The sequence below is a fragment of the Klebsiella pneumoniae genome, from assembly GCF_000742135.1.
Lineage (GTDB): Bacteria > Pseudomonadota > Gammaproteobacteria > Enterobacterales > Enterobacteriaceae > Klebsiella > Klebsiella pneumoniae.
Genome location: NZ_KN046818.1, coordinates 1,061,550 through 1,085,049, shown reverse-complemented (window position 1 = coordinate 1,085,049; position 23,500 = coordinate 1,061,550). Strand labels below are relative to the sequence as shown.

The 23,500-nt window shown below is 57.6% G+C and carries 20 protein-coding genes; 9 read left to right on the top strand and 11 right to left on the bottom strand.

Going from position 1 to position 23,500, the window contains the following annotated elements; all coding sequences use genetic code 11:
• Positions 1-89: 89 nt before the first annotated feature.
• Entirely contained in the window at positions 90-998 is a 909-nt protein-coding gene (locus DR88_RS19910) for a DMT family transporter (RefSeq protein WP_032444010.1), read from the bottom strand.
• A 124-nt stretch (positions 999-1,122) separates the two neighbouring features.
• On the opposite strand from DR88_RS19910, the gene DR88_RS19915 reads away from it, so the two are divergent.
• Positions 1,123-2,457 (top strand): aminotransferase-like domain-containing protein, encoded by a 1,335-nt coding sequence (locus DR88_RS19915; protein ID WP_004147486.1) that lies wholly within the window; start codon positions 1,123-1,125, stop codon positions 2,455-2,457.
• On the opposite strand, the gene pdxR is transcribed toward DR88_RS19915, so the two are convergent.
• On the bottom strand, positions 2,454-3,917 hold the full coding sequence (pdxR, locus tag DR88_RS19920) for a MocR-like pyridoxine biosynthesis transcription factor PdxR (RefSeq protein ID WP_004176948.1): 1,464 nt from the start codon (positions 3,915-3,917) through the stop codon (positions 2,454-2,456). The genes DR88_RS19915 and pdxR overlap by 4 nt on opposite strands.
• 241 nt (positions 3,918-4,158) lie before the next feature.
• On the opposite strand from pdxR, the gene DR88_RS19925 reads away from it, so the two are divergent.
• Genes DR88_RS19925 through DR88_RS19940 form a run of 4 tightly spaced genes read left to right on the top strand, consistent with a single transcriptional unit; the run spans position 4,159 to position 7,133 of the window.
• The gene (locus DR88_RS19925; protein ID WP_004178926.1) at positions 4,159-5,010 is read left to right on the top strand and encodes a transporter substrate-binding domain-containing protein; all 852 of its coding nucleotides are present in this window, start codon (positions 4,159-4,161) and stop codon (positions 5,008-5,010) included.
• A 47-nt stretch (positions 5,011-5,057) separates the two neighbouring features.
• Complete coding sequence (locus DR88_RS19930; RefSeq protein ID WP_002893187.1) at positions 5,058-5,699, top strand: amino acid ABC transporter permease; 642 nt, start codon at positions 5,058-5,060, stop codon at positions 5,697-5,699.
• Between the two features lie 14 nt (positions 5,700-5,713).
• Positions 5,714-6,379: an amino acid ABC transporter permease gene (locus DR88_RS19935; protein WP_025861764.1), complete on the top strand. Its 666-nt coding sequence runs from the start codon at positions 5,714-5,716 to the stop codon at positions 6,377-6,379.
• Positions 6,372-7,133 (top strand): amino acid ABC transporter ATP-binding protein, encoded by a 762-nt coding sequence (locus tag DR88_RS19940; RefSeq protein ID WP_004142516.1) that lies wholly within the window; start codon positions 6,372-6,374, stop codon positions 7,131-7,133. Before DR88_RS19935 ends, DR88_RS19940 begins: the two co-directional genes overlap by 8 nt.
• Positions 7,134-7,186: 53 nt before the next feature.
• Here the strand turns inward: DR88_RS19940 and DR88_RS19945 are convergent, their stop codons facing one another.
• A complete protein-coding gene (locus DR88_RS19945; protein WP_009485410.1) occupies positions 7,187-7,951 on the bottom strand; it encodes an SDR family NAD(P)-dependent oxidoreductase in 765 nt (254 codons plus the stop codon).
• Between the two features lie 180 nt (positions 7,952-8,131).
• Here DR88_RS19945 and DR88_RS19950 point away from each other — a divergent pair, with 180 nt between their 5' ends.
• Positions 8,132-9,469, top strand: a complete 1,338-nt coding sequence (locus DR88_RS19950) for an aspartate aminotransferase family protein (protein ID WP_004147490.1) — start codon at positions 8,132-8,134, stop codon at positions 9,467-9,469.
• 946 nt (positions 9,470-10,415) lie between these two features.
• Here the strand turns inward: DR88_RS19950 and DR88_RS19955 are convergent.
• Positions 10,416-11,327: an AraC family transcriptional regulator gene (locus DR88_RS19955; RefSeq protein ID WP_004147492.1), complete on the bottom strand. Its 912-nt coding sequence runs from the start codon at positions 11,325-11,327 to the stop codon at positions 10,416-10,418.
• Positions 11,328-11,444: 117 nt separating this feature from the next.
• Between DR88_RS19955 and DR88_RS19960 the strand changes: the two genes are divergently transcribed.
• Both DR88_RS19960 and DR88_RS19965 read left to right on the top strand, forming a co-directional pair.
• Entirely contained in the window at positions 11,445-12,296 is an 852-nt protein-coding gene (locus DR88_RS19960; RefSeq protein WP_004214563.1) for an aldo/keto reductase, read from the top strand.
• Between the two features lie 63 nt (positions 12,297-12,359).
• Complete coding sequence (locus tag DR88_RS19965; protein WP_004214561.1) at positions 12,360-12,947, top strand: isochorismatase family protein; 588 nt, start codon at positions 12,360-12,362, stop codon at positions 12,945-12,947.
• A 169-nt stretch (positions 12,948-13,116) separates the two neighbouring features.
• Here DR88_RS19965 and DR88_RS19970 read toward each other — a convergent pair whose 3' ends face one another.
• From DR88_RS19970 to iolE, 5 genes are all read right to left on the bottom strand, one after another.
• Positions 13,117-14,112, bottom strand: coding sequence for an IS110 family RNA-guided transposase (locus DR88_RS19970; RefSeq protein ID WP_022615459.1), 996 nt, complete (start codon positions 14,110-14,112; stop codon positions 13,117-13,119).
• Positions 14,113-14,404: 292 nt separating this feature from the next.
• A protein-coding gene (locus tag DR88_RS29685; protein ID WP_076611151.1) for an IS3-like element ISKpn1 family transposase occupies positions 14,405-15,767 on the bottom strand; the annotation gives its coding sequence in 2 pieces (ribosomal slippage) (positions 14,405-15,296 and positions 15,295-15,767; 1,365 coding nt in all).
• A gap of 151 nt (positions 15,768-15,918) precedes the next feature.
• Entirely contained in the window at positions 15,919-16,950 is a 1,032-nt protein-coding gene (locus DR88_RS19985; protein ID WP_004147428.1) for a Gfo/Idh/MocA family protein, read from the bottom strand.
• 9 nt (positions 16,951-16,959) lie between these two features.
• On the bottom strand, positions 16,960-18,132 hold the full coding sequence (locus DR88_RS19990) for a Gfo/Idh/MocA family protein (protein ID WP_004215102.1): 1,173 nt from the start codon (positions 18,130-18,132) through the stop codon (positions 16,960-16,962).
• A complete protein-coding gene (iolE, locus tag DR88_RS19995) occupies positions 18,129-19,049 on the bottom strand; it encodes a myo-inosose-2 dehydratase (RefSeq protein ID WP_004147425.1) in 921 nt (306 codons plus the stop codon). Before iolE ends, DR88_RS19990 begins: the two co-directional genes overlap by 4 nt.
• Positions 19,050-19,620: 571 nt before the next feature.
• On the opposite strand from iolE, the gene DR88_RS20000 reads away from it, so the two are divergent.
• Positions 19,621-20,046, top strand: coding sequence for a hypothetical protein (locus DR88_RS20000; RefSeq protein ID WP_020802605.1), 426 nt, complete (start codon positions 19,621-19,623; stop codon positions 20,044-20,046).
• A gap of 76 nt (positions 20,047-20,122) precedes the next feature.
• Here DR88_RS20000 and lysS read toward each other — a convergent pair whose 3' ends face one another.
• Together lysS and dtpD are read right to left on the bottom strand one after the other, a co-directional pair.
• Complete coding sequence (gene lysS / locus DR88_RS20005; RefSeq protein WP_002892491.1) at positions 20,123-21,640, bottom strand: lysine--tRNA ligase; 1,518 nt, start codon at positions 21,638-21,640, stop codon at positions 20,123-20,125.
• A 331-nt stretch (positions 21,641-21,971) separates the two neighbouring features.
• Positions 21,972-23,447 carry a dipeptide permease DtpD gene (dtpD, locus tag DR88_RS20010; protein ID WP_004147424.1) on the bottom strand — a complete coding sequence of 492 codons (1,476 nt, stop codon included), beginning with the start codon at positions 23,445-23,447 and terminating at the stop codon, positions 21,972-21,974.
• Between the last annotated feature and the right edge of the window lie 53 nt (positions 23,448-23,500).

The window sequence follows — 23,500 nt, the reverse complement described above, 5'->3', positions numbered from 1 at the left end:
TATACCCGTCACACATTTACGTTGGCTTTGCTACGCAGCTTATCCATTCGCCTCGCGCCGCATCCCGCGATATTAGGCGACGCGTCAGGTCAATTGTTGCCCCCGTTCTCTTCGCTAACCCGCTGGCGGCCAAATTTGCGCGAGCCCACCACGCACAGCACCACGCCCAGCGTGACCGCCAGCATCAAGGGGCTAACGGTTTCGTGCAACAGCGCCGCCGACAGGCCAAGCCCGAAGAACGGCTGTAATAGCTGGAGCTGGCCGACGGCGGCGATCCCGCCCGCGGCCAGCCCTTTGTACCAGAAGATGAAGCCGATCAGCATGCTGAACAGCGACACATAGCCGAGCGCGACCCAGGAGGAGGCCGAGATGGCATGCCAGGAGGCGGGCTGAACCAGCAGCGAGGCGGGGAGCATCAACGGCAGGGCAATCACCAGCGCCCAGCAGATCACCTGCCAGCCGCCGAGCTCCCGCGTCAGCTTCGCCCCTTCCGCATAGCCGAGGCCGCAGACGATAACCGCCGCCAGCATCAGCAGATCGCCGCTGAGCGAGGCCGCCGCATTTTGCGTCAGGGCGAATCCCACCACCAGCAGGCTGCCCAGCAGCGAAAAGATCCAGAAAGCCCGCCGCGGGCGTTCGCCGCCGCGCAGTACGCCAAAGAGGGCGGTCATCAGCGGCAGCAGGCCAATAAACACAATCGAATGCGCCGAGGTGATGCGCTGCAGGGCCAGCGCCGTGAGTAGCGGAAAGCCGAGCACCACCCCGGATGAGACGATGATCAGGGACACAAGCTGCGCCAGGCGCGGGCGTTTCTGGCGAAAGCCCACCAGCAGCGCGATGGCAAGCAGCCCGGCGATAGAGGCGCGCAGAAAGGTCAATAACAACGGATCCATATCCTGCACCGCCAGCCGCGTCGCGGGCAGCGAACCGCTGAAAATGATCACCCCCAGTAAACCATGAAGCCATCCGGACCAGGGACCGGGCGCCGATTTATCCAGTGCTGAATCTACCACGTTAACCTCGCGTTATCTGATTGGGCTGCGCCCGCTTGAGCATCGTCAGCGGCGATGGTAATGTGGCCAATCTAATACAATCAAATTATTGTCATAGATACATTTCACGATGAAAGCCCGATATAAAGCCGTTGTCGATCGATATGCGCAGGCGATCCGCAGCGGGCAGCTGCCCGCCGGCAGCCGTCTGCCGACGCACCGTACCCTTGCCGCCGGGGAGCGCATCTCGCTGGCCACCGCCACGCGCGTCTATCGTGAACTGGAAGAGATGGGGTTGGTCAGCGGCGAAACCGGCCGCGGCACCTTCGTGCGCGACCTCTCGCTGCCGCCGGGGCATGGGGTCGATCAGCAGGTGGTGGCCGCCGATGTCGTGGATCTCAATTTCAACTACCCTTCGCTGCCGGATCAAGGCGATGCGCTGCGCGAGGCGCTCAGGCAGCTGGCGATGGCGGGCGATATTGACTCGCATCTGCGCTATCAGCCTCACGCCGGGCGGCTTGCCGAGCGGGACATTATCGCCCGCCATTTGACCTGCCAGCACTTTGCGCCGGACGCGGAAAATGTCCTGATCGTCAACGGCGCACAGCACGGGCTGGCGGTGACCGTCATGGGGCTGTTACGTCCGGGGGATGTGGTGGCGGTGGATGCGCTGACCTATTCGGGCTTCAAGGTTCTGGCGGCGCTGTATCATCTGGAGCTGGCGGCGATCCCCTGTCGGCCGGAGGGACCGGATCTTCAGGCGCTTCAGACGCTGTGCCAGCAGCGGCGGGTGCGGGCGGTGTATACCATGCCGACGCTGCACAATCCGCTGGGCTGGGTGCTCAACACCGGTCAGCGGCAGGCGCTGGCCGATCTTGCGCGCCAGCACGATCTGCTGATTATTGAAGATGCCGCCTATGCCCGGCTGGTGAGCCGTCCGCCGCCGCCGGTGGTCAGCTATGCGCCGGAAAGAACGGTGTATGTCACCGGATTTTCAAAAAATATCGCCACCGGACTGCGCGTGGGGGTGGTGATTTCTCCGCCGCGCTATCGGCCGGAGATTGAGCGCGCCATCCGGGCCACGACGTGGAATACGCCGACGCTGATAAGTTCGCTGATCTGCGCCTGGATTGAAGATGGCACGGTGGCGCGCTTTGAAACGCAGAAACGCCAGGATGCGCGACAGCGACAGCAGGTGGCCCGCGAGGTGCTTTGTGGGCTTCCCGTCGTCAGTCATCCCGATTCGTACTTCGTCTGGCTGCCGCTGGGTGAAGAGAGCCGGGCCGATCGGCTGGCGAATGCGCTGATGGAACGCCGTATTTCGGTGTCGACCGCCGAGCCGTTCTGCGTCTCCGCCACGATCCCGCAGGCGTTGCGCATTGCGCTCGGATCGGTGCCTTTCGACAGCCTGCGCCCGGCGCTGCTCAGCGTGCGCGACGCCGTTGAGTATGAACAATACCGCTAACCCATCTGCTCCAGCTGGCCGCGCAGGACCTCCACCCCCTGGGCGATGGCGTCGGGGTTAATGGCGTGGAATCCCATGCGAAAATAGTTATCCGGCGGCGCGGCGCTGAGAAAATGGCGCGCCCCGGGCTCAATCAGCACGCCGGCGTGGGCGGCGCGCCAGGTGAGCTGCTGGGTGTTGATCTGCGCCGGGGTCTGCAGCCAGAAGGCGTTAGCATGTTCGCTCCCCGCCAGCGCGCGACACGACGGCAGATAGCGCTGCAGGGCGGCGTGCAGACGCTCCCAGCGCTGGGCGGAGTCATAGTGGTAGCGCCGCAGATGGGTTTCATAATGGCCCTGGGCAAGGAAGTGGGCCATCTGGTACTGAATGTTGGTCGGCGGATGGCGATAGACCAGCCGGCGCAGGGCGCGCGCCTCGTCGATCAGGTCCGGGTCGGCGACCATAAACCCCAACCGCAGCCCCGGTGACAGCGCTTTTGACAGGCTGCTGACATACACCACCCGGCCGCTGCGATCGCTGGCCTTCAGCGCCGGCAGCGGGTTGAGGGTAAAGTTACTCTCCGAGTCATAATCATCTTCAATAATGACCGCGTCATGGCGGGCGGCATGCTCCAGCAGCTGGCGACGCCGCGCACTGCTCATGGTCACCCCGGTGGGCACCTGATGGCCTGGTGTGACATAGTAGTAATCGCAGGGACGCTCATTAAGCACGATCCCCTCTTCATCCACCGGGTGCGGCACCACCTCGGCGTCGGCGAGCAGAAAGGTGTTGATGGCTTCGCGGAAGCAGGGGTTTTCGACGCCAATGCGGGTGGTGGAAGAGAGCAGCAGTCGGGTCAGCAGGTAGAGCGCATTTTGCGAGCCAAGGGTGATGAGAATTTCATCCGGCGCGGCGACAATGCCGCGCTTGGGCAGCACCCGGGTGCGGATCTGCTCGATCAGCATCGGCACATCCTGGTCAATATGGTCGATGACCCACGCCGGGTCGCGCACCCCGCCGTGCAGCCAGTTCGCCGCCGAGCGCCAGGTGGCCAGCGGGAATTGCCGGGTATCGGGCTGGCCGTAGATAAACGGGTAGCGGTAGTGCATCCAGCCCGCCGGTTTGAGGATCGACTCCTGCTGGCTGGGGGTCATCTGCAGCCGGTCGCCCCAGCGTGGTGCAGCCGCTTCGCGCTGCGGTGCACTCTCGACGGCGGCAGGCGAAGCTTCATGATAGTCGGGATGCAGGTAGTAACCGCTGCGTGGGCGGCTAATCAGGTAGCCCTCGTTGACCAGACTTTCAAACACCAGCGCGGTGGTGTTACGCGAGACGCGAAGCTGGCTGGCCAGCTGGCGACAGGAGGGCAGCGGGGTGTCGGCGGCGAAGATCCCGCTGAGAATGGCATTCACCAGCGTCTCTCGCACCTGTTCCTGCAAACCGCGGCCAGGCTGAAAATCAACGTGTAACAGGTGACGGATCATACGGGGCTCCTCTGGCAATAACGCATTGCGACCACCCGTTACACTCAGCAAATTCCATACCACCCTGCCGCCATCTGACACAGCGATGCGGCCCATCTGGCTCTATACGGAATTGAAAAACGCTCCCACATTAAAAACGTATTCAGCCGCCGTGGACCGGAACGTCCCCGGCCACTATTTTGCAGAAACCTTTTCGCGTTCTGGAATGAACCCGTCTGGCCAATCCATCAGGGGTGAAATAATGAAAAAATCATTGGCATCAATGTGTCTGAGCGCTGTATTAACGGTCGCTTTTTCTTATCACGCCGTCGCGGCCGATCTTCCGGAAATAGAAAAATCCGGCACCTTGAAAGTGGCGACGGAAGATGATTATGCGCCGTTTAACTTTATGAATAATGGCCAGGCTGATGGCTTTAACAAAGATATGCTTGAGGAATTACGTAAGTACGCAAAATTCCATGTCGACCAGAGCATATTACCGTGGACCGGATTATTAGCGGCTGTCTCCACTGGGCAATACGATATGGCCTTAACCGGGGCGGTTATTACCGATGAGCGGCTGAAGGTCTTTGATTTCACCCCACCGTGGGCCTCCGCGCAGCACTATTTCGTCAAACGCGCTGGCGATACCTCGCTAAATACCATTGCCGATCTCAGCGGCAAAAAAGTGGGGTTACAGGCCGGGAGCGCGCTGCTGGCGCGTTTGCCGGAGCTGAAGGCGATGCTGGAGAAGACCGGCGGCAAGCTGGGGCCGGTGGTGGAGTATCCCTCCTATCCGGAAGCCTACGCCGACCTGGCGAACAAGCGACTGGATTACGTGATTAACGTGGTGATCTCGGTAAACGACCTGGCGAAAGCCAAACCGAAGGTCTTCGCCAAAGGGCTGGCCGTCTCCGGACCGGGGTATATGGCGTGGCCGATCCCGAAAAACTCGCCGCAGCTGCTGGCCTATATGACCAGGTTTATGAACCACATGAAGGAGACCGGCAAGCTCGCCGAGCTGCAGAAAAAATGGTTCGGCGAAACCTATGACAACCTGCCGACCGAGGCGATCACCAGCCCGGAACAGTTTCACAAACTCGCCGGACTGTAATATTCCGCGGCGGGCGACCGCCGCCTGTTGTTGAGAAGGAGGGCCTCATGGATGCAATTTCCTGGCAGTTATTAATCGAAGGCGCATGGACGACCCTCTGGATTTCGGCCATCGCTATCGCCTTCGGGGTGGTGGCTGGCCTGCTGATCGCCCTGGTACGGATGCTGCGCCTGCCGGTGATCGACCAGCTGCTGGTGGTCTATATCAGTCTGGCCCGCGCGACGCCGCTGGTGACGCTGGTGCTATTTCTGTTCCTTTCCCTGCCCACGATGGGCATTAACCTCGACAAGAACGTGGCCGCCATCGTGGCGCTGACGCTTAACACGTCGGCGTTTAACGCTGAGATCTGGCGCAATGCCTTCCGCACCTTTCCGCGCGAACAGCGGGAGGCGGCGGAGTCGGTAGGGATGCGCCGCTGGACCTACTTCCGCTACATCATGCTGCCGCAGATGTGGATCGAGAGCCTGCCGGCGCTGGTCAATGAGATGTCCTTTTTGATCAAAGGTAGCCCGGCGATCGCCGTGATTGGCGTGGTGGATCTCACCCGGGTCACCAACCGTATCTCCTCGGTCACCTACGAGCCGCTGTCGCCGATCCTCGCCGCCGGCCTGCTGTATGTGGCGATCATCGGCTGTTTGTTGAAGCTGCAGGGTATCGCGGAACGTAAAGCCAGGCGTCTGGCGCGCTAGGAACGGGAGGCATTATGAATCAGTGGGGCGTTATCTGGTCGGTTCGCGATAGCTTTATTGCCGGGTTATTCGCGACCCTCGAACTGTTTATTACCGCCGCCCTGGCGGCGCTGATTATCGGTATTGTGCTGTGTTATTTTAGCGAATATCAAAAGAAAGTGATTAACCGGATTATTATTGGTTTCGTCAGCCTGATGCGCGCGATCCCTTTTTTGATCCTCGCTTATCTTCTGTATTACGGACTGCCGCAGCTCGGTATTAGCATGGAGCCGTGGACCGCCGGTTTACTGGCCCTGATTATTTATCATGGCGCCTATTTCTTTGAAATATTGCGCAGCCAGCGGCGGGTATTTTCCGGCGGATATATTGAAGCGGCAATTGCTCAGGGCTTTTCTCGCTATGCCATTTTTCGGCGGATTATTTTACCCAATATCGTCTCTTCCGCCTTACCGCTGATCGGCAATCAGCTGATTATTTGCCTGAAGGACACCGCTTTCCTGAGCATTATTACCGTTCAGGAGATCACCGCCGCCGCCAACAGCGTCCAGGCGACCTATTTTATTCCGTTTAACGCCTTTATCGTCGCCATTGGGCTTTACTGGGCGATCAGCATTCTGCTGGAGCTGCTGATTAAGCGCCTGACCGCCTGGGGAGCCAAAAGAGGAATGAGCCATGCCTGAGTCTATTGCCGTAAGCGTCAAAAACGTCTCCAAACAGTTCGATAATGTGGAAGTCCTGCGGGATATTAACCTGACGGTGGAGAAGGGGACCGTGGTGAGTATTCTCGGCTCGTCCGGGTCGGGAAAATCCACCCTGTTGCGCTGTATGAACTGGCTGGAACAGCCGGACCGCGGTGAAATTCATATCGGCGGTCAGCGACTGGGGATTGATGAACAGCGCGGCCGGGCGATGTCGCACCGCCAGCTGGCCAAAATTCGCGAGCGGGTGGGGATGGTCTTTCAGAGTTTTAACCTGTGGCCGCACCTGACCGTGCAGCAGAACGTCAGCGAGGCGCTGCTGCGCGTTAAGGGCATGAAACGAGACGAGGCGAACGCCATGGCCATGCAGCAGCTGGAGAAAGTCGGCATGGCGCACAAAGCCGATGTCTACCCGATCACTCTCTCCGGCGGACAGAAGCAGCGGGTAGCGATCGCCCGTTCGCTGGCGATGTCGCCGGAAGTTATTCTCTTCGATGAACCGACGTCGGCGCTGGATCCGGAGCTGGTTAATGAGGTGTTGGGGGTAATGAAAGCCCTTGCCGCCGAGGGCTACACCATGGTGGTGGTGACCCACGAGATGGATTTTGCCCGCCAGGTGTCCAATGAGGTGGTGTTTCTGGAGAAGGGACTGCTGATTGAGAAGGCGCCGCCGGAGAAGTTCTTCACTCAGCCTGACTCCGAACGCGTCAGGCAGTTTCTGCAAAGCAGCCGTTAGTCCGGCCTGCATCCCCTGCCGGTATCGCCGACAGGGGATGCGTCGGGTTTCGCTTAATCCCGGTCGATAGCGAACGGCTGCCACGCCTGACGCACCGGCATCACCTCCACCCGGTTAATGTTCATATGCGCCGGCAGCGTGGCGATATAAAACATCTGCTCGGCGATATCGCGCGCGCTCAGCGGCGTGGTGCCGCGATAGAGCTTATCCGATGCCGCCTGGTCGCCTTTGGTTCGCACCAGGGTAAATTCGGTCTCGGCAATCCCCGGCGCCAGATCGGTGACCCGCACGCCGGTGCCAAGCAGATCGCAGCGCAGGTTATAGCTGAACTGCTTCACAAACGCCTTGCTGGCGCCATACACATGGCTGCCGGGATAGGGCCACTGCCCGGCGATCGAGCCGATATTGATAATGCTCGCCCCGGCGCCATGGCGGATCAGCGTCGGCAGCAGGGCGTGGGTCATCGTCACCAGACCAGTGACGTTGGTGTCGATCATCGTTTTCCAGTCCTCCAGCGCCACCTCCTGCGCCGGCAGCGGCGACAGCGCCAGCCCGGCGTTGTTGATCAGGGTGGTGATATCGGCGAAATCGGCGGGCAGAGACGCCACGGCGGCAGCCACCGCCTCGCTGTCACGAACGTCAAGCTCAATAATATGCACCGGCACCCTGGCGGCGAGTCTGTCCTGCAAGGCCTTCAGTCGCGGATAGCGGCGCCCGCTCAGCACCAGCGACCAGCCCGCGTCGGCAAACACCTGCGCTGCCGCTTCGCCAAAACCCGAGGTCGCCCCGGTGATAAACACTACGTTGCTCGTTGCCATCTCATTCTCCTGTGCGGTTGTCCCTTCACTATAAAAACGCCGGACGACAAGGCACAGGGCCAGACGACGGGCGGGGATGTGACACCGTGTCACATCGTTATGCGCGCACTGGCTCTATCCGATTTGCGCGGCCAAGGCCAATGATGAAGCCAACCACTACGACATGAGAGAGGGCAGGGTATGAAGCTGGCAATTCACAACGAGGTCGCGGTAAGCAATGACGAAGTTCGGCAATTAGATCGCGCCTATGTGTTTCATTCATGGTCGATGCAGGGCAATCTCAACCCGCTGGTCATCGCCGGGGCGCAAGGCTGCGAGCTATGGGATTATGAGGGGAACACCTGGCTCGATTTCAGCAGCCAGCTGGTGAACGTCAACATTGGCTATCAGCACCCCCGGGTACTGGCGGCCATAAAGGCGCAGCTGGAGACCCTGGTCACCATCGCGCCCGCCACCGCCAACCTTGCCCGCGGAGAAGCGGCGAAGCGCATCGTCGACCTGGCGCCGGCGGGCTTCAGTAAGGTGTTCTTCACTAACGCCGGGGCGGATGCCAATGAGAACGCGATTCGCATGGCGCGGCTCTATACCGGGCGCGACAAGGTGCTGTCGGCCTATCGTTCCTATCATGGCAACACCGGCAGCGCGATCGCCGCTACCGGCGACTGGCGCCGGGTGCCGAATGAGTTCTCCCGCGGCCACGTTCACTTCTTCAACCCCTACCTTTACCGCAGCGAGTTCAACGCCGCGACTGAGGAAGAGGAGTGCCAGCGCGCGCTGGCGCATCTGCGGCGGATCATTGAATGCGAGGGGCCGACGGCCATCGCGGCGATCCTGCTGGAGTCCATCCCCGGCACCGCCGGGATCCTCGTGCCGCCGGCAGGCTATATGCAGGGCGTGCGCGCCCTGGCCGACGAGTTTGGCATCGTGCTGATCCTCGATGAGGTGATGGCCGGCTTTGGCCGCACCGGCAGCTGGTTCGCCTTCGAGCAGGATGGCGTGGTGCCGGATCTGGTGACCTTTGCCAAGGGGGTTAACGCCGGCTACGTGCCGGCGGGCGGGGTGCTGATTAGCGAGCCGATTGCCCGCTACTTTGACGACCACTTCTTTGCCGGGGGGCTGACCTACTCCGGCCATCCGCTGGCGATGGCGGCGATTGTCGCCACCATCGACGCGATGAAAGAGGAGAAGGTGGTTGAGAACGCGGCCTCTATCGGCAACGAGGTGCTGCGCCCCGGTCTCGAGGCGCTGGCGGAGAAGTACGCCATTATCGGCGAGGTGCGCGGTCGCGGCCTGTTCCAGGCGCTGGAGCTGGTGAGCAGCCGTGAACAAAAAACGCCGCTGACCGCCGCCGACATGGCCGCGATCAAAGGGGCCCTGACCGAAGCCGGGCTGCTGGCCTTTGTGGTGGAGAACCGCATTCACGTGGTGCCGCCGTGCACCATTACTGCTGAGCAGGTGGCGCAAGGGCTGGCGATTTTTGATGCGGTCTTCGCTCGCTTTGCCAGTCTGGCGAAGTAGGGGAGGGGGCCGGATACTGTTGCCCGGCGGCGCGCTTGCACGGGCCTACGGGGTGTGAGCCTGTGAGTGGATCCTGTAGGCCGGGTAAGGCGCAGCCGCCACCCGGCGAAATAACGTCACAACTGAATATTTCCCTGTTCGCGCTGCGTCTGGCAGGGCTACAGCTTCTGTGTTAATTCCGGGCAGATTGCGCTCCCAATATTTCTTCTGCGTTATGTCATTCATGGCGCAGGGAGCGCACAGGGGGCGGCCAGTCGCCGCCGCCCCCTGTACCCCCGGGCTCCGGCCAGCAACATCGCCGCTGCGCGGTACCTTCGACTTTTCCCTGCAGGCTTCGGGTCGGGCCGAGGCAGCGTCCGTGCAAAACACGGCCCTCAGCCCGCATCCATGCGGGCTGCCCCGGCCTTCCGGGAACGTCTCAGCGATGTTGAGGCCGCCAGCCCCGGCAGTTTCAGCAGCCCCAGCGCCAGTTGTGATTTGGGGCTGTAGGCCGGGTAAGGCGCAGCCGCCACCCGGCGAAATCAAGCTACCGTGTTAAGTTCCCTGCTGTCGCTGAATTAATTGAAGAACATCCCCCTAAGCGTCAGCAGCAAGCTGCCGCCGCTAAGGCCCCGGAAATCACGCCCTTTACGTCGTAAACGCCGTAAAGCCCGCTCACCGGGGTTAAAAGGGATTACTTTAACTTCTTCATTGCTGTTAGCGGGTTAAAGCTAATCAGGGCAGGGGGGAGGGTGGCAGAATTTATAGCCCGGCAACCGGCTACGCCGGGCTTTCGGCGCCATTTCACTCCACAGACACATGTAACCTCATCTGGCGCCTCCATGCCGCTGACGCGGCATCGAGAAGCTTCCCGATGCTGTAAGTCTTAATGTCTGCTTTGTGCCAGGTGCGGACGTTGCAATTATGCGATAGAGATCAACTAAGAATTATTACAGCGAAGCTAGTTTCATAAGCAACGCATTGTTGCTCTATAAGTTTTAGGCGATAGCCCATAGATACGCTTGAAAGCTGAGCTAAAAATACTTTCTGACTGATAACCTAAACTGAAACCGATGTCTTTGACGCTTCTGTTTCCTAAGCGAAGCATTTTACTTGCAAGCAGCATGCGCCAGTTTGTTACATAACCAATCGGGGTCTGCCCGGTCAGGCCACTGAATGTTTTGCTAAATCCAGCCCTCGACATACCGGCTGTGGACGCTAATTCATGCAGCCGCCAGTTTTTTTCTGGTTCGTTGTGTATGGCATTAAGCGCTGCAACAATCCGCGGGTCTTTATATGCTTTGAGAATTCCCTTATGGGAAGTGGAGCTGCTTTCATACCAGGCACGTAGCGCTTCAATCATAATCAGGTGCATCAGATGATTACATGCCTGAGATGCACCCGGTCGGTTTGAAAGCTTTTCTATAAATAACAACTTCATCAGTGGGCTAAGCCCGGTAGGCTCATCAGGCTGGGTTTGAAAGAAGATTGTTTCAGGCAATTCTTGTAGTAAAAGCTCAGATGAAACGAGATCGATCTCCATTTTTCCAGCGATCAGTATGTTGTCATCTCCGCCGTAATTGATGGTTTCGCGAACGCGGGGTCTTTTCTCTTCGGTAGATTCTAATGGCGCGCATTCCCGGTTGGTTGCCATCACAAATCTCATTTTTCTGGTGAGAATGACCCCTTCACCAACACCTAATGTCTTCCATGTCAGTTCGTCTTCGAGCCGAAACAAAAAAGATCCTTTTCTGACAACAATAAATTTGAACCCATGAAACCCCGGAAATGTCATTGCCCAGTTGTTGCCTGTAGAAAGACCGGCAGTTGTATAACTCGTAGCAGAGAGCAGGTTTAAGATATCAGAAAAGGGATCCATTGGACTCTTAGTAAAGAAAAATAGACTTTACATTATTATTAAGCCAAAAAAGGTACATTACAATAGCTGCCATTGATGTAACACACACAACGTTCCTCCCCATTAAGGAGAATATTGATGCTCTACACTACTCTCAACAACAGCGTTAAAATGCCTTTACTCGGCTTTGGCGTCTACCAGATGGTAGACCTTCACGAATGCGAAGCCGCTGTTTTTAATGCCATAAAAGCAGGTTATCGACTTATTGATACGGCTGCGGCCTATGAAAACGAAGAGGCCGTTGGCGCGGCAATTGCTCGCAGTGACGTCTCGCGTGAAGCGTTATTTATAACAACCAAAGTGTGGGTTCAGGATGCAGGTTACGAAAATACGCGCAAAGCATTTTTCCGCTCCCTTGAAAGGCTCAAGCTCGACTATCTGGATCTTTACCTGATTCATCAGCCCTATTCAGATGTATTTGGCTCCTGGCGTGCGATGGAGGAACTTTATGAAGAAGGTTTAATTCGTGCAATTGGCGTGAGTAATTTTGCTCCCGACCGACTAACTGACTTAATAACCTTCAGCCGCATTGTTCCTGCTGTCAATCAGGTCGAGACACACCCTTTCCATCAACAAATTAATAATGCTGAATTTATGAAAGCATCTGGTGTTCAGCCTGAATCGTGGGCGCCTTTTGCGGAAGGTAAAAATCAAATATTCACCCATCCTGTTCTACTGCCTATCGCCCGCGCGCACAACAAAAGTGTGGCTCAGGTTGTGCTTCGCTGGTTAATTCAGCGCGGAATTGTGGTCATACCTAAGTCAGTAAAGCCCGAGCGTATGCGTGAAAACTTCGATGTTTTCAATTTTTCTTTGAGTGATGAAGAAATGCGTTCAATTCAGTCTCTCGACACGGGAAGAACACTCTTTACTGAGCATACCGACCCTGAGCGTATCAGGAACGTGGCAACCCGAAAATTCAATACCTGACGGCAGGCAGACTTGAATCAACACAAAACCGACTACATTGAGCATCTTTCGAGTGCGGGACATATGAGTAATAGAGACAAAGAACTTTTTGCCATAAACAGGGATGATGTTGTGTTTATTTTTGTCGACCTTCAGGAAGGTCTGATACGAAAGAGTAAAACAATGGAGCCTAACGCACTGTCCTCAAACACGGCAGGTTTGGCTCAGGTTGCCCATGCAATCAGTGCCCCCGCTCTTTTTTTTACCGTTCCTCAGGAGGCTAAGGAAGGTGAGCCACTGCCAAAACTCCAGGGATATGCAAATGACAGTAATACCTTTTATCGAGTCATCGCCGATCCGTTCCTGGTCAATTCAATCACCATCGCACTGGATAATTTAGCGCGTAAAACATTGATTATATGCGGGTATAGCGCAGAAGTTGGAGTGTTGCTGACTGCACTTGGAGGCCTTCGTCAGGGGTATAACGTATTTATTCCGGTTGATTGTGTTGGTAGCCAGTCACTGAGAACTGAAACGGTGGTACTTAAACAGGCTGAAAAGGCTGGCGCTGTAATAACATCCCTTGCAACACTGGCGGCACAGCTGGCTCCGGACTTTTCTAGAGAGCCGGGAAAGACAATATTATCTGTCATCTCAAATGCCAGGTGTTGACAGGAATAATAACTCTTATGATTAGTGTCACGGCAGGACGGCTTGCGGAAAATTGGCATCTGAATATATACAGATCCACGTATTCCAAAGGTCAGCTCCTCGCTCATAGCGGACTGCGCTCACTTATTGCAGTGGGCGTTACCTTGAGTTTAATGCCAGCCTGGTACAGTCAGGTTGACAGTACTTGTTTCAGGCTTTCGTCATTAAAAACGGTTCCGGTCTTCAGGACGCCATAACACCAGTGCACCAGTTTCCGCATCAGCGCGCCAATGGCCACCATTTTAGGTTTACCCCGCAGGCACATCTCATCGTAAATATTACGCATTCGCTTATTGTAGATTTTTCCGCACAGGGCGGACATGTAAAGCTTCGCTCTCAACTGAGGGGGGCCAATTTTCGACATCCGGGGTCGACTCCGGACCGATGTGCCTGAGCGTTTCTCGATCGGCACCACGCCCAGAAAGGCGGCAGCCTGCTCTGCTGATGCAAAGTTATGGCTGCGAAGCACGACCAGCATATGCATCCCCAGCTGGGGACCAACCGATTTAATTGAGGTCAGCAGTGTATAATCACGCCTCAGTGCAGGGCAGGCTTTGATATGTGCTTTAATCTGCCGCTCGATATTACTTACCTCCTCGCGTAGAAGCTGCGCCATACGCCTGCAGGAACTGATAATATCTGCAGGTGTGTCTGTCGACAGGTATTTTTCCAGCCAGTTTTCCTCACGCAGGGCATCGCCCAGCAAAACATCCCGTCGTCGCAGGAGTGCACCGAGATATCTGATTTCGGGTGCCGGCGGCTCCCAGCGGTGTGGTTTCTTAAGGAATGCGTAACAGGCCAGCATATAAGCATCCACCTTATCCGTTTTTGTCATTATTCCCATGCCACGTGCAAACTCCCGACTGCGGTGAGGGTTGGCCAGAGAAACCCGGAAACCGGCGTCATGTAACTCAGTGGCCAGCCGTTCGTGATAAACACCGGTGGCTTCCATCACAACATGAACATCTTCCGGGCCGCAGTGCTGAAGCCTCAGCCAGCGAAGAATATTTTCAACTGAATGTCTGTTATTTTGGATGTTACGGGTTTTTATGCGTCCTTTGATGCCGTCATAAAGCATGCAAAGATCCAGAGTGTTTTTACTTACGTCAATGCCGACTGGAAACATGGTTAAACTCCTCTCACATAAACCGTCACGCCTGTTCGCCTTGTACATACGGAGTCGAGCTCCCGGTAACCGTTCAACCTGATGTGCTGGCGTGAAAGGTGAAGCGGAGGGCCATGTGCTGCTAAACAAGGTTCAGCGGTGCCGACTTTTCTGACCTTAAGGGAAGGGGGCGGCTCACTCTGCTTCAGTGGTGGTAGCTAATCACCACAAACTGTTAGATACAAGGATACCGTGCCTGATATCTTGCCCGGCGGCGCTGCTGGACTGACCCCATAAAGTTGGATGGTTCATATTAAGCGGCTCTCAGAGCCTGGGTTCGGTACTCTACCGGACTCAGGCCTTTTAATTTCAGGCTTATCCGCTCGTTGTTGTAGTAATGGATATAGTCCTCTACGGCTTTTCTTAGCGCACTGACACTCCTGAACTCCCTCAGATAAAAACACTCCGATTTCAGGGTCCCGAAGAAGTTTTCCATCACTGCATTATCCAGGCAGTTTCCTTTACGCGACATACTCTGCGTCATCCCATGCGCCTTTAAACGTTCCTGATAGCTCCTCATCCTGTAATGCCAGCCCTGATCCGAGTGCAGCAGCGGAGCATCTCCCGGTCTGAGCTTCGGGAACGCACCGTCCAGCATCGTATTCACCATCTCCATCACCGGCCTTTCCGACAGGCTGTAGGCGATAACCTCCCGGTTAAACAGATCGAGAACTGACGACAGGTAAAGCTTTTTTCCCTGTACCGGGAACTCTGTCACATCTGTTACCCATTTTTCGTTGGCTTTTGACGCACCGAAGTTCCGGCTCAGGATATTGGGCGCGGCCTCGCCCGTTCTCCCTTTCCAGGCACGATATTTTTTCGCCCTTATCACAGACCGGAGTGACAGTTCTGCCATCAGCCGCTGCACTGTTTTATGGTTTATCCGCAGCCCCTGTTTTCTCAGTGCGAGCGTGATCCTGCGGTAGCCATAACGACCTTTGTGATAGTGGTATATCTTCCTGATGTTCTCTTTAAGACCCGCATATCTGTCCCCTTGCTTCAGTGCATTCATATTGTAATACCACGTGCTACGGGACATACCGGCCGCCCGCAGAAGGTCCCGCAGAGCGTGTTCATGCCTTAGTTCACTGATTATCAGGGCTTTTTGCCATTTTTTTCGCTCTGAACCAAGGCTTTCAACTTTTTAGATAGGCATTCTCTGCCCGCAGATAACGCAGTTCGGCCCTGAGTTCTTCGGGGGAGAGTTTTTCCAGCTCTTTATCTGTCAGTGGTGGGATATTTTTTGGCTTTGTCATTTGTCCGGGCCGTCCGCATTGCATGTTTAAAAGACCTTCCGCTCCGGCATCGTTGTACACGTCGAGCCAGCGCCGGACAAGTATTTCTGCGGAGAGATTAAACCGGGCAGCCGCTTCACGCATCGTCAGGCGGTCACTGATAACCGCCCGGACGACCACGAGTTTAAATTCATCGGAATAATGATTATTTTTTGCAGTCAGGCCTTCTGCACCGTGGAACTGCCATGCCCTGACCCAGCGACGGACAGATGTTCTTTCAATACCAAAAAGGTCGGCTGTACTCTGTTCTCCGTCTTTACCGGACAAATAATGATTAACCACAGCCAGTTTTGTTTCAGGGGAATACTTTGGTTTAGCCATAAAATTGCACCTTACTCAGTTGGGTGTCCAACTTTTGGGGTGCAGTCCAGCAGCGCCGCCGGGCAACAGACATCAGGCATCGTACGCGTCCTTTTGCCGGGCAATGGCAGATACGCTCGCGCTATCTGCAAACCAATGCCCGGCCGGCTCCTTAGCGTTCTTCGTTAAACACCGCGCCCACCTGGCGCCGCACCTCATCCATCACCTGCAGATTCTGCAGCACCCGACTGAGCGGCCGCAGCGGCGAGTCCTGCAACCCCTGCCCGATGCACCAGGCAAAATGCTCCGCCTGCCAGAACAGCTGGTCGTAACGATTGCGCGGCTCTTCCCAGCGCAGCACCTGCCCGCCCTGGCTGGCGGCGAGCGTGAAGCCGCCGGGGGCGTAAAACTGGCCGTCGATCGTCAGGGTCGCCTGGCGTCCGGCCACCACCGCCCCGCCCGGCGTGTTGCTGAACAAAGTGGTGTTTAACAACCCCTGCATCCCGTTCTGCCAGCTAAACAGCATCGACGTCTGACCGTTCAGCCCCTCCGCCGTGGCGCTGCCGCGGGCGACAATCTCCTGCGGCATGCCGCCCACCATCAGCGCAAACGAGGTCACATAGCTGCCGAGGTCCATCATCGGCCCGCCGGCAAGATCGGCATTGAAGATGCGGTGGTCGCGGGTGAAATACTCGCCGTGATCGGCCAGCAGGGTATGCAGGTCGCCGAGCGCCCCATCCTCCAGCAGCTGGCGGATCACATCATATTTCGGCGCGTAATCGCACCACATTGCCTCCAGCGCCAGCTTCTCCTGGCGGGCGGCTTCGGCCTGCAGCTCACGCCCTTCGCCGAGGTTGAGGGCGAAGGGTTTCTCTATCAGCACGTGTTTGCCCGCCTTCAGCGCCTGCATGCCGTCGGGAAAGTGATGGTTGTGCGGCGTCGCAATATACACCGCATCAATATCCGGACGCGCCAGCATCTCCTCCACCTGGCCGTAAGCCTGGGGGATCCCCCATTCCGCGGCCACCCGGTCGGCCTTCGCCTGGCTGCGGGAAACCACCGCCACCACCTGCTGCCGGCTGTAGGTTTTCAATGAGTGCACAAAGCGCTCGGCGATCCAGCCAGGACCGATAATGCCCCAGCGCAGGATGGGAATGCTCTGCGCCGCCGGGCGGCGCGGGGTTGGTAAGTGTGACGGAAACATAGCGGCTCCTTAGTCTTTAACCACGTTCACCCAGCGACGGCTGGCCATCGAGGCTTCAATCGCCGACAGCACGCGCTGATTCTGCAAACCAAATTCAAAGTTGGGATAGCAGTCGCCCTCCCCGCAAATCCCCTGCACCAGGTCATGCACTTCGATCACCTTGACGTCAAAATAGCCCAGCCCGCCGCCGCCAAAATCGAAGCCGAAGAAGCCGGCATAGGCCGGGATCTGGCTCCCGGCATACAGCGTCTTAAAGCCGCGGTCATGTTTATCATCGTTGAAGCGATAGACCTGCAGCTCGTTAAAGCGCTCCCCGTCCATATACAGCGTGCCTTCGGTGCCGGAGACCTCCCAGAACACGCCGAAGATCCGCCCGGCGGCGATGCGCGAGGCCTCAATCACCCCCGCGGCGCCGCTGTCGAAATTGACCAGGCACTGAACCTGATCGTCATTTTCCACTTCCCGCCACTCGGCATCGACCGCGACCTGGCTGGCATACCCGACATCGGTCTGCGGCACCGGACGCTGGCGCAGGCAGGTTTGCGCGCTGGCGGTCACTTCACGGATCCCGCCCAGCAAAAACTGGGCGACGGACAGGGTATGGGCGCCGAGGTCGCCAAGCGCCCCGCTGCCGCCGAGAGTTTTCGAGCAGCGCCAGGACCAGGGCAGGTTCGGGTCGTTATAAAACCCCTGATCAAAGGTGCCGCGAAAGCGCACCGGTTCGCCAATATCGCCCCGGGCGATAATCTGCTTTGCCAGCAGCGCCGCCGGCGTTTTGATGTTGTTAAAGGCCACCATGGTCTTCACCCCCGCGCGCCGTGCCGCCTGCGCCATCTCCTGCGCCTGCTGCTCATTGACCGCCAGCGGCTTCTCGCAATAGACATGTTTACCCGCCGCGATCGCCGCCATCGCCATTGTGTAGTGCAGATGGTTCGGCGAGGTGATATCCACCACATCAACCTGCGGATCGTTTACCAGCTCGCGCCAGTCGCCGTAGGCCTTTTCCGCCCCCAGTTTCGCCGCGTGGCGTTCGGCCATCGCCTGATCCTGATCCGCCAGCGCGTAGAGATGCGGGCGCTTGGGCAGATCGGGATAGAACATCGCCGCGCGACGGTAAGCGTCAGCGTGTGCCTGCCCCATAAAACCTGAGCCGATAAGGCCGATATTTAACCGCGCGCTCATGATGCGTACTCCTCTGACGATGAAGGGGAAGGTAAATGGTGCGCCAGCCAGGCATAGGCGCGGCTGGCGGTGGCCAGCGGCGGCGCCATCGCCGGGTCCTGCTCGGCTTCGATAATCAGCCAGCCGCGGTAGTCGCTGTCCCGGACAAAGTCGAGGATCGGCGCATAGTCGATGCAGCCGTCGCCTGGGATGGTAAACAGCCCGGCGCGCACCGCCTCGTTAAAGCTCAGGTTTTCACGATACAGACGCCCCAGCACCTGGGGACGCACGTCTTTCAGATGCAGATGGCGGATACGGTGGCCATATTTGTGCAGTACGCGCGGGATCTCGACCCCGGCGACAAAGGCGTGCCCGGTATCAAACGCCAGCCCGACGTTGTCATGGGTGTGAGACAGAAACCGCTCCAGCTCGTCATCGTGCTCCACCAGCATCATCAGATGATGGTGATAGGCCAGCTGGAGGTCATAGTCGCGCAGCAGCAGGTCGGCAAAGGTATTCAGCTTGTGGCAATACGCCGCCAGGCTGACGCGGCTTAACGGCGGCGAGAGCGAAATAGGCTCATCAAGCGGGGTTTCACCTGGCAGTTGCCCGCATTCGCCGTAAACCATCACCTTCGCGCCGAGCTGCCGGAGGAGCTGGGCGTGCTCCCGCACCGCCTCCAGCTCCGCTTCCACGCTGCGGTCGGCCAGCATGCCGCTGTACCAGCCGGACGCCAGGTGCAGGTCGGCCGCCGCCAGCAGCGGGCCCAGGGTTGCTGCCTGGCGGGGAAATTTCCGTCCTAACTCAATGCCCTGATAGCCCGCCTCCCGCGCCTCGCGCAGGCAGGTATCCAGGGGAATATCACCGCCTAAATCCTCGAGTACATCGTTGGTCCAGCACAGGGGGCTCACGCCCCACCGCAGTTGCTCTGTCGCCATCTTGTTCTCCTTTCCACCCTGTGGTCTTGTCTGGCGTCACTATAAGCAGGTGACGACCGACGATGAAAACGGAGAAATGATGGAAATCCATCATTGCGCTGGCGGTATATTCGCTATTTCAGGTAACCCTGAAAAATAAATGGAAATAATGCTTGCCGCCGGCTTATTTTGCGGATAAAAATTACTGGCTTAATAACCCGCTTCAGAGGTTATCCCTTTCATTCGAAATATGATGATAGCAATATGAAAAAAACTCAACACCGCACCAGCGCGGGCTTTTGCCGTGCGCCAAAGACAGGCCTGCTGTTATTTGCCTGAATGACACATAGCCGCTTTTAAAACATCAAATAATTAACATTCTCTCTGCAATAATATGACAAGCAGTGGGAAGGTTGGCTTGCGAAATAAGCATGAAACTTTGATGTTTTACTAATAAATAACCCCAGAGCGTCTTGCTAATTACTTATCAGGACTGGTTGGGTTATTTTATTCTGACGCCAACGGGAGAATACACCAACGTGTATCCCTCTCTCTGGCCCGGCACGCCGCTATCGCGATGAGAAACAATAAGATGAATAAGACCTGGCTTTTCACCACCCTCACCCTGGCGCTGGTCGCCGCCGCGCCGGCCCACGCCATTAGCGCGAAATACCGGGAACAGCTTGAACGTTCCGGCTGCACGCAGATGACCGACGGGATCACCTGCGATATTCATAAAACCAAAGCCGAGAATGCCGCCGCCGCGCAGCAGGCCGACAGCGGCTTCGGCCCCTGGGTGGGCACCTGGTATGTTTATACGGAGTATGGCGATAAAATTGATGAGATTACCGTCACCGCTAAAACGGTGAAAACCCGCGGCCATCTGGTTGAGGCGGCGAAAGCCAGCCAGGGTAAACTGACCTTCCGGGTGAAAAGCTCAGCCTTTACGCTGAACGACGCCTTTAACGGCGTATGGGCAAACGGCAGCCAGCGCGGCACGTTGCAAAAAGTCCTGTAATAACATCGCTCTGCCGACAGGCCGGGGATAATGCAGACAGAACCTCCCGGCGCAGGCCGGGAGGGAGTGCAACGGATTACTTCTGCGGACGCATGGCCGGGAAGAGGATCACGTCGCGGATGGTATGGCTGTTGGTAAACAGCATCACCATGCGGTCGATACCAATACCCAGACCCGCGGTCGGCGGCAGGCCGTACTCGAGGGCGGTCACGTAGTCTTCGTCGTAGAACATCGCTTCGTCATCGCCCGCCGCTTTGGCGTTCACCTGATCCTGGAAGCGCTGCGCCTGGTCTTCGGCATCGTTCAGCTCGCTGAAACCGTTACCGATTTCGCGGCCGCCGATGAAGAATTCAAAGCGGTCAGTGATTTCCGGGTTGACGTCGTTACGGCGCGCCAGCGGAGAAACTTCCGCCGGGTATTCGGTGATGAAGGTCGGCTGAATCAGATGCGCTTCCGCCACTTCGTCAAAGATTTCGGTAACTATGCGTCCCAGCCCCCAGCTTTTCTCTACCTGAATACCGATAGATTCCGCCAGCGCTTTCGCCGCGTCGAAGTTATCCAGATCCGCCATGTTGGTTTCCGGACGGTGTTTCTTGATCGCTTCCCGCATGGTCAGTTTTTCAAACGGCTTGCCGAAATCAAACACCTGGTCGCCATACGGCACTTCGGTTTTGCCCAGCACCGTCTGCGCCAGGGTGCGGAACAGCGACTCGGTCAGTTCGATCAGGTCTTTGTAGTCCGCATACGCCATATACAGTTCCATCATGGTGAACTCTGGGTTATGGCGTACCGAGATCCCTTCGTTGCGGAAGTTACGGTTGATTTCAAACACGCGTTCAAAACCGCCAACCACCAGACGTTTCAGATACAGTTCCGGCGCGATGCGCAGGTACATATCGAGATCCAGGGCGTTGTGATGGGTAATGAACGGACGGGCTGACGCACCGCCAGGGATCACCTGCATCATCGGCGTTTCGACTTCCATAAAGCCGCGGGCCACCATGAACTGGCGCATGGTGGCGAGGATCTGCGAACGGATACGGAACGTATGACGCGACTCTTCGTTGGCGATCAGATCCAGATAGCGCTGGCGATAGCGAACTTCCTGATCCTGCAGGCCGTGAAATTTATCCGGCAGCGGGCGCAGGGCTTTGGTCAGCAGGCGCAGCTCGGTGCAGTGGATCGAGAGTTCGCCGGTTTGCGTTTTGAACAGCTTGCCGCGGGCGGCGATGATATCGCCGAGGTCCCATTTCTTAAACTGTTCGTTGTAGACGCCTTCCGGCAGGTCATCGCGCGCCACGTACAGCTGAATGCGGCCGCCGACGTCCTGGAGGGTGACGAAGGAGGCTTTGCCCATCACGCGACGGGTCATCATCCGACCAGCCACCGCAACTTCAACGTTCAGGGAAGCGAGTTCATCGTTGTCCTTCGCATCGAATTCAGCATGCAATTGGTCAGAGGTATGATCGCGACGGAAATCGTTGGGGAAAGCTACGCCCTGCTCACGCAGCGCAGCCAGTTTTTCGCGACGAGCTTTCAGTTCATTATTAAGGTCAATGGCCTCATCGGCACCTTGTGCTTGTTGTTCAGACATATGGATTCCTCATAACCTTGCTTTCAAACTAGCTTCGATAAATTGAACCAGGTCACCCTTCCGCGCGGCCTGTCTCTGGGAAGACACCAGAGCACAATCTTAACGATCCTGGATTCACTCCAAGCTGATCTCACTCAGCTATGGCTTCAGTAACGGTATTTTTTATCGTTGGCCTCCGCGCATGCCAGAATATCCTCCTCCTGTTCACTAAGCTGTGCAAGGAGCGACTTCGCGCTCCGCTGTTGAGGTAATGCCCCCGGTCGCGCTGCGCTTACCGGGGCTACGAATCGCGGCCCGGACAAAGTGTTTACGCCACGAGCCGGGACGAGCGTCAGGCGCCGCCGCCGGTAATTTCACCGGCAGCCGCACGACGTTTGCCGACGCTACAGGCCGCGGCAAAGGCGATAATGACCATCACCGCCACGCAGCCGAGGGTCCATTCGCCCATCTGCGCGAAGAAATGCTGATAGGCGGCAATCGCCGTATCGCTGATTTGCGATTCGGTGGTTTGCTGGGCGACCACGCCCGCCAGCCAGTTGGCCACCGCGCCGGTGGCCAGCATATAAATGCCGGTCAATACGCCGGTGACGCCGGGCATGTTCAGACGGGTGATTTGCGCCATCGCCACCGGGTCGATAAACAGTTCGGCAAAGCCCATCATCGCCAGCCCGGCGACCATCATGCCCATTGAGGCCTGACCGTCAGCCGCGCCATGGCGGGCATTGAGCGCCAGCAGCATAAAGCCGCCGCCCATCAGCAACAGGCCGAAAGAAAATTTCAGCCAGACGCGCAGCACAGAACGCACGCTGCCTTCCGGGCGCATCAGCCACGCCAGCACCACGCCGGCCGCCATCACCGCTATCGCGTTAACTGACTGGAACAGCGCGGTCGGCACGTCCCAGTTCAGCAGACGACGATTGACGAAGTGGTCGATAAACAGGCTAATCGAGCTCCCGCCCTGCTGCGCCAGCACCCAGAACAACGTTCCGGCGAGCATCAGCAGGACGATCTGCCACAGCGCGCGACGATGCTCTGGGGCTTTGATCATGATCCGCGCCACCATCTGGGCGGCGAACAGGCAGACGATTGCCAGCAGATAGCCGGACCAGTTGTTTTGCAGCAGCAGAGTGAAAAATACCGGCGCCAGGCAGAGCATCACCAGCAGCCAGCCCCAGGTCGGCAGCACGAACTTCACCGCCCGCAGCGCCGGTTTATCGACGCCGCGGGTATGCCGGAAGTGGCGGCTGCCGCTTAAGAAAATCATCAGGCCGATAAACATACCGATCCCCGCAAGGGCGAAGCCGATATGCCAGCCGTACCACTGCGCCGCCAGTCCGCAGGCGATGGGCGCGGCAATCGAGCCGACGTTGCCGGCGGCGTACAGCAGCGAGAAACCGCCGTCGCGACGCGGGTCGTCCTGAGCGTACAGTTCGCCGAGCAGGCAGCTGATATTGGATTTAAACAGGCCGTAGCCGCAGATGATGATCGCCAGCGCGACGTACAAACTCCATGCGGAGGTCGACTCAACGCCCAGCACCACATGGCCGAGGGTCATCAACAGCGCCCCGGCAATTACCGCCGTGCGGTTGCCGAGCAGGCGGTCGGCAAGCCAGCCGCCGAGAATAGGGGTAACGTAAACCAGAGATGCGTAAGCGCTGAACAGGCTGATGGCGTGGCTGTCGTCGAAGCCAAGCTGGTGGGTAAGGTAAAGGATGAGTAAGGCGCGCATGCCGTAAAAGCTGAAGTACTCCCAGATCTGGATCGCAACGATGTAGTAAATCGCGCGCGGCTGTGAGGGTGTTTTCATGTGTTCTCCTTGCAGCGTGAAAAAGGGAAGTGGCAAGCCACTTCCCTGGTGTG

Excerpts from the sequence above, each read along its gene's own strand:
- DR88_RS19915 (WP_004147486.1), top strand. The coding sequence starts at position 1,123 with ATGAAAGCCCGATATAAAGCCGTTGTCGATCGATATGCGCAGGCGATC.
- pdxR (WP_004176948.1), bottom strand. The coding sequence starts at position 3,917 with ATGATCCGTCACCTGTTACACGTTGATTTTCAGCCTGGCCGCGGTTTG.
- DR88_RS19925 (WP_004178926.1), top strand. The coding sequence starts at position 4,159 with ATGAAAAAATCATTGGCATCAATGTGTCTGAGCGCTGTATTAACGGTC.
- DR88_RS19930 (WP_002893187.1), top strand. The coding sequence starts at position 5,058 with ATGGATGCAATTTCCTGGCAGTTATTAATCGAAGGCGCATGGACGACC.
- DR88_RS19935 (WP_025861764.1), top strand. The coding sequence starts at position 5,714 with ATGAATCAGTGGGGCGTTATCTGGTCGGTTCGCGATAGCTTTATTGCC.
- DR88_RS19940 (WP_004142516.1), top strand. The coding sequence starts at position 6,372 with ATGCCTGAGTCTATTGCCGTAAGCGTCAAAAACGTCTCCAAACAGTTC.
- DR88_RS19945 (WP_009485410.1), bottom strand. The coding sequence starts at position 7,951 with ATGGCAACGAGCAACGTAGTGTTTATCACCGGGGCGACCTCGGGTTTT.
- DR88_RS19950 (WP_004147490.1), top strand. The coding sequence starts at position 8,132 with ATGAAGCTGGCAATTCACAACGAGGTCGCGGTAAGCAATGACGAAGTT.
- DR88_RS19955 (WP_004147492.1), bottom strand. The coding sequence starts at position 11,327 with ATGGATCCCTTTTCTGATATCTTAAACCTGCTCTCTGCTACGAGTTAT.
- DR88_RS19960 (WP_004214563.1), top strand. The coding sequence starts at position 11,445 with ATGCTCTACACTACTCTCAACAACAGCGTTAAAATGCCTTTACTCGGC.
- DR88_RS19965 (WP_004214561.1), top strand. The coding sequence starts at position 12,360 with ATGAGTAATAGAGACAAAGAACTTTTTGCCATAAACAGGGATGATGTT.
- DR88_RS19970 (WP_022615459.1), bottom strand. The coding sequence starts at position 14,112 with ATGTTTCCAGTCGGCATTGACGTAAGTAAAAACACTCTGGATCTTTGC.
- DR88_RS19985 (WP_004147428.1), bottom strand. The coding sequence starts at position 16,950 with ATGTTTCCGTCACACTTACCAACCCCGCGCCGCCCGGCGGCGCAGAGC.
- DR88_RS19990 (WP_004215102.1), bottom strand. The coding sequence starts at position 18,132 with ATGAGCGCGCGGTTAAATATCGGCCTTATCGGCTCAGGTTTTATGGGG.
- iolE (WP_004147425.1), bottom strand. The coding sequence starts at position 19,049 with ATGGCGACAGAGCAACTGCGGTGGGGCGTGAGCCCCCTGTGCTGGACC.
- DR88_RS20000 (WP_020802605.1), top strand. The coding sequence starts at position 19,621 with ATGAATAAGACCTGGCTTTTCACCACCCTCACCCTGGCGCTGGTCGCC.
- lysS (WP_002892491.1), bottom strand. The coding sequence starts at position 21,640 with ATGTCTGAACAACAAGCACAAGGTGCCGATGAGGCCATTGACCTTAAT.
- dtpD (WP_004147424.1), bottom strand. The coding sequence starts at position 23,447 with ATGAAAACACCCTCACAGCCGCGCGCGATTTACTACATCGTTGCGATC.